General features: G+C 70.1%; 5 protein-coding genes. 1 reads left to right on the top strand and 4 read right to left on the bottom strand.

Annotated elements, in window-relative coordinates:
- The 4 genes from G6018_RS05780 to G6018_RS05765 form a co-directional block, all read right to left on the bottom strand.
- On the bottom strand, positions 1–640 hold a 640-nt coding region (locus G6018_RS05780; RefSeq protein ID WP_241732004.1), incomplete at its 3' end, for a zinc-binding alcohol dehydrogenase family protein.
- Between the two features lie 172 nt (positions 641–812).
- Positions 813–1436 carry a serine O-acetyltransferase EpsC gene (epsC, locus tag G6018_RS05775; RefSeq protein WP_182639113.1) on the bottom strand — a complete coding sequence of 208 codons (624 nt, stop codon included), beginning with the start codon at positions 1434–1436 and terminating at the stop codon, positions 813–815.
- Entirely contained in the window at positions 1436–2371 is a 936-nt protein-coding gene (gene cysK / locus G6018_RS05770) for a cysteine synthase A (RefSeq protein ID WP_179524173.1), read from the bottom strand. The genes epsC and cysK overlap by 1 nt, the downstream gene beginning before the upstream one ends.
- Positions 2372–2525: 154 nt before the next feature.
- Complete coding sequence (locus G6018_RS05765; RefSeq protein ID WP_182639111.1) at positions 2526–4316, bottom strand: long-chain fatty acid--CoA ligase; 1791 nt, start codon at positions 4314–4316, stop codon at positions 2526–2528.
- A 150-nt stretch (positions 4317–4466) separates the two neighbouring features.
- On the opposite strand from G6018_RS05765, the gene G6018_RS05760 reads away from it, so the two are divergent.
- Positions 4467–5160: GAF domain-containing protein (locus tag G6018_RS05760; protein WP_347237807.1), on the top strand; the 694-nt coding region annotated here is incomplete at its 3' end.

The raw sequence follows: 5160 nt of genomic DNA, 5'->3' as shown, positions 1-5160 counted from the left end.
GGTCGAGAGCCAACCGGCGCGCGCCCTCGCCCCGGGTGAGCACGTGGACCTCCGCCCCCTGCGCGAGGGCGAGTTGAGCGGTGAGATGGGCCGAACCGCCGAAGCCGTAGACGCCCAGCCTGCCGCCCGGCGGGAGCGCCGCACGCTTCAGCGCGCGGTACCCGATGATGCCCGCGCACAGCAGCGGCGCGGCCGAGAGGTCGTCGATCCCGTCGGGAAGGGCGTAGGCGAAGGCCTCGGCAGCGGTGGTGAACTCCGCGTAGCCGCCGTCGGCATCCCATCCGGTGTAGCGGGACCGGGCGCACAGGTTCTCCCGTCCGGCCCGGCAGGCACCGCAACTCCCGCAGGTGCCCCGCAGCCAGGGGACGCCCACCCGGTCACCGGTGAGGAACCGGACGCACCCGGGACCCGAACCGACGACCTCTCCGACGATCTCGTGGCCGGGGACCACCCGCGGTCGGCGGACCGGGAGGTCACCTGTGGCGACGTGCAGGTCGGTCCGGCAGACCCCGCACGTGAGGACGCGGATCAGGATCTCACCCGGCCCGGGCTCGGGCACGGCGAGCTCGACGAGGTCCAGCGGGGACCGCGCCAGGGGTGCCGGCTCGCGGACCACCCAGGCCCGCATCGTCGTCGTCATGGTCACGATCACCTCGATCCCGCGGTGCGGTGACGGCGATCCTATCCCCGGCCGCGCGGCGCGGGCCAGCCCCGGACAGCGATCGGGCGCGTGGTCGGGACGGCCGGAACCACGACGAGGTCCGGGACCCGCCCCCACGGGATTCGTGGGGTGGGTCCCGGACCTCGAGGGGTCAGATGTAGATGGCGGGGTCGATGTAGAACTGCGCGTCGCGCAGCTCCTCCTTCGACTCCGTGGCGGGCTTGGCGACGCCCGGGATGCCCACGACGATCGAGTTGGCCGGGGCGTCCTTGACCACCACGGCGTTGGCGCCGACCGACGAGTCCGAACCGATCTCGACGGGGCCCAGGATCTTGGCCCCGGCGCCGACGGTCACGCGGTCGCCCAGGGTGGGGTGGCGCTTGACGTGCTTGAGCGAGACGCCGCCCAGGGTGACCCCGTGGTACAGCATGCAGTCGTCGCCGATCTCGGCGGTCTCCCCGATGACCACGCCCATGCCGTGGTCGATGAAGAACCGCCGACCGATGGTGGCACCGGGGTGGATCTCGATCCCCGTGAGGAACCGGGTGAACTGGCTCAGGACGCGGGCCGCGAACCGGCCGGTCCCGCCGGCCACCCACAGTCGGTGGGAGAGCCGGTGGGACCAGATCGCGTGCAGGCCGGAGTAGACGATCGCGTTCTCGACATCTCCCCGGGCCGCCGGGTCGTGGGCACGCGCCGCGGCGAGATCCTCGCGCAGGGTGCGCAGGATCCCCGCCGCGGGCGCGTCCGCGGTCGACGGAGTCGGGTCGGTCATCAGTCGCGGTAGTCCTCGAACAGCATGGTGGACACGTAGCGCTCGCCGTAGTCGCACACGATCACCACGATGGTCTTGCCGGCGTTCTCGGGACGCTTGGCCACCTCGAGCGCGGCCCACACGTTGGCACCGGACGAGATGCCGGCGAGGATGCCCTCCTCGGTGCCGAGGCGCTTGGCGATCCGCAGCGAATCGTCGAGGGTGACGTCGATGACCTCGTCGTAGATGTCCCGGTTGAGGATCTCGGGGACGAAGTTGGCGCCCAGACCCTGGATCTTGTGCGGTCCGGCCTTGCCCTCGGTGAGCAGCGGCGAGTCCTTGGGCTCGACGGCCACGATCTGGATGTCCGACTTCTGCTCGCGCAGGTACCCGCCGGCGCCGGTGATGGTGCCGCCGGTGCCGATGCCGGCGATGAAGATGTCGACCTCGCCGTCGGTGTCCTCCCAGACCTCGGGGCCGCTGGTCCGGCGGTGGACGTCCGGGTTGGCCGGGTTGGCGAACTGCCGGGCCAGGACCGCGTTCTCGCGGGTGGAGGCGACCTCCTCGGCCTTGGCCACGGCGCCCTTCATGCCCTCGGAGCCCGGGGTGAGGATGAGCTCGGCACCGTAGGCACGCATGACCGCACGGCGCTCGACCGACATGGTGTCGGGCATGACCAGGACGGACTTGAACCCGCGCGCGGACGCGACCATGGCCAGCGCGATGCCGGTGTTGCCGGACGTGCCCTCGACGATGGTGCCACCGGGCTTGAGGGCGCCGGAGGCGACCGCGTCGTCGATGATCGCGGCACCGATGCGGTCCTTGACGCTGGCGGCCGGGTTGGCGGACTCCAGCTTGGCGAGCACGGTGGCCTGGAGGCCGTCGGTGAGGGAGTTGAGGCGGACCAGGGGCGTGTGGCCGATGGTCTCGGTGATGTCGGAATAGATCTTCGCCATTGGTGAGTTCCGTTCTTCAGAATGAACCGATCTGTCTATCGGCAAGTGTACGTGATCCCGCACCCGTCCGGACCACGCCCGCGTGAAATGACGGGGCCGGCGAAATGCCGCAGCGCCCGGACCCCGTGGGGCCCGGGCGCTACCGGTCGAGGACTCAGTTGTCGGAGTAGAGCGCCTCGATCTCGCTGCCGAAGCGGTCGTGCACGACGTTGCGCTTGAGCTTGAGCGTCGGGGTGAGCTCACCGCTCTCCACCGAGAACTCCGCCGCGAGGATCTTGAACTTGCGGATGGACTCGGCGCGGGAGACGGACTTGTTGGCCTGGTCCACCGCGTCCTGGATGGCGCCGACCAGCTCGCCGTCCTGGAGCAGGTCCGCCACCTCGCCGGTCTTGCCGTGCTTGTCCCGCCACGCCGGGAAGGTCTCCTGGTCGATGGTGATCAGCGCTGCGATGTAGTTGCGGTTGTCGCCCACCACGACGGCCTGGCTGATCAGCGGATCGGCCGAGAGGAGGTCCTCCATCTGGGACGGCGACACGTTCTTGCCGCCGGCGGTGACGATGAGGTCCTTCTTGCGGCCGGTGATCGACAGGTAACCGTCCGAGTCGAGCTCGCCGATGTCGCCGGTGTGGTACCACTCGCCGGTCCAGGACTCCTCGTTGGCCTTCGGGTTCTGCCAGTAGCCCTTGAACAGGGTCTTGGCCTTGGCCAGGATCTCGCCGTCGTCGGCGATCTGGATGGTCACACCGGGGATCGGTCGACCGACGGTGCCGATCTTGGCCTGGCCGATCGGGTTGACGGTGAGCACGCCCGAGGACTCGGTGAGGCCGTAGCCCTCGAGCAGGTCGAAGCCGGCGCCGCGGTAGAAGTGGCCGAGACGGGCGCCCAGGGGGCCGCCGCCGGAGATGATGCGGTTGCACTCGCCGCCCAGGGCGTCGTGGAGCTTCGAGTAGACCAGCTTGGAGAACAACTTCTGCTTGAGCGCCAGGCCCGCGGGCGGCTTCCCGCCACCCTCCATGGCCATGGAGTAGTCGATCGCGGTCTGCACCGCGGCCTTGAAGATCTTGGCCTTGGCGCCGCCGGCGGCCTCGGCCTTGCCCGCGGCGGAGTTGTAGACCTTCTCGAGCACGCGCGGGACCGACACGAGGAAGGTCGGGTGGATCTCCGCCAGGCGCTCGACGACCTTGGTCGTGTCGGGCTCGTGGGCCACGGCGACGCGCTTGTAGAAGCATGCCACCTCGAGGATGCGGGCCAGCACGTGTGCCAGCGGCAGGAAGATCAGGGTGCGGCTGTTGGGGACGAACGCGTCCTTGAGCTGCTCCTCGACCGACATCACGACGCCGGCGAACCCGCCGTGCAGGATCTCGCAGCCCTTGGGGTTGCCCGTCGTGCCGGAGGTGTAGATGATGGCGCACCGGTCCTCGTGGCCCGTCGCCAGCGAGGCCTGCTCGAGCTGCTCGTCGGTGACATCCGCTCCCGCGGCGGTGAGCTGGGCGACCAGGTCGTTCTCGATGACCATGATGTCGCCGTTCCACTCGGTGCCGGACGTCAGCACCTCGCGGAGTTCGAGGTTCTCGACCACGGCGACGGTCGCGCCGGAGTCGGTGAGGATCCAGTCGCACTGGCCCGACGAGGAGGTCTCGTAGATCGGCACGGTGACGGCGCCGACCGCCCAGGAGGCCCACGCGATGAGCGACCACTCGTAGCGGGTGTGGCTCATGATGGCCAGGCGGTCGCCGGGCTTGACGCCCCGGGCGATGAGTCCCTTGGCGACGCCCTTGACCTCTTCCAGGTACTGGGCGCAGGTGACCTCCTTCCAGTCGGTCCCGACGAGCCGCAGTACCGCGACGTCGTTCGGGGCCTCCTCCGCGTTCTTGAACAGGAGTCGGCCGAGGTTCTCGACAGGGAAGGGCTTGGTTACTGGAGGGGTGGCGAACTCGGTCGTCATTGCGATCCTTAGGTCATGTGTGGCCTGTATCACTGGCAAGTGTAGAGGGTTGGCCGCTGTCCGTGTTCAGCACGGTCTATTTAGATCCGTTTATGAGGGGCGCGTCAGGTTTGTGATCCCGGTTCGTGTGATACGGGTTACACTGACGACATGTTCGGGGGCACGGGACCCGCGGCGAGCCTGCTGGTGGCCGAGTCGTGGGAGCGCAGCAGGCATCGGGGTATCGACCCCACCGTGGTCGCGCCGTCGGTCGAGCTGGAGGGCCCGGACCTCTCCCGCCACGTGGCGGAGCACCGGATGGCGTCGGTCCTCCCGGTGGTCGAGTCGGTCCTCGTGTCGGGCGTGGTCTCCAGCGGGCACATCGTCGCCGTCGCGGACGAGCGGGGACGGTTGCTCCGCGTGATCGGTGACCGGGGCGTCCGGTCCCGCGCGGAGTCGATGGCGTTCATCCCCGGCGCGGTCTGGACGGACGAGGCGGTCGGGGCCAACGCGCCGGGGCTCGCGCTCCGGCACGACACGGAGGTGCGGGTCCGCGGGTCCGAGCACTATCTCGAGATGGCCCACGAGTGGAGTTGCGCGGCGGCGCCGGTCCACGACCCCGGGACGGGTGAGCTGATCGGGCTCATCGACGTCACCGGCCCGAGCAGTGCGGCCTCGGATCAGATGCTCGCCCTGATCCGGGCGACGGTGATGCTCGCCGAGGGGGAGCTGCGCACCGCCGCCGGCCTGGTCGTACCCCGTCGCGGCGGGGTCGACCGAGCCGAGGGTGGGCGGTTCAGGCTGCGTGTTCTCGGTGCGGGGGCCGGCGTGGTCGACGGGGACGGCCCCGGGGTCGGCGGGCGCG

It is taken from the genome of Dietzia sp. DQ11-44 (assembly GCF_014145205.1).
Taxonomy (GTDB): domain Bacteria; phylum Actinomycetota; class Actinomycetes; order Mycobacteriales; family Mycobacteriaceae; genus Dietzia; species Dietzia natronolimnaea.
This window is presented reverse-complemented; position numbering and strand designations above follow the sequence as displayed.

Coding starts and splice junctions, on each gene's coding strand:
- epsC (WP_182639113.1), bottom strand. CDS start 1,436: ATGACCGACCCGACTCCGTCGACCGCGGACGCGCCCGCGGCGGGGATC.
- G6018_RS05765 (WP_182639111.1), bottom strand. CDS start 4,316: ATGACGACCGAGTTCGCCACCCCTCCAGTAACCAAGCCCTTCCCTGTC.
- cysK (WP_179524173.1), bottom strand. CDS start 2,371: ATGGCGAAGATCTATTCCGACATCACCGAGACCATCGGCCACACGCCC.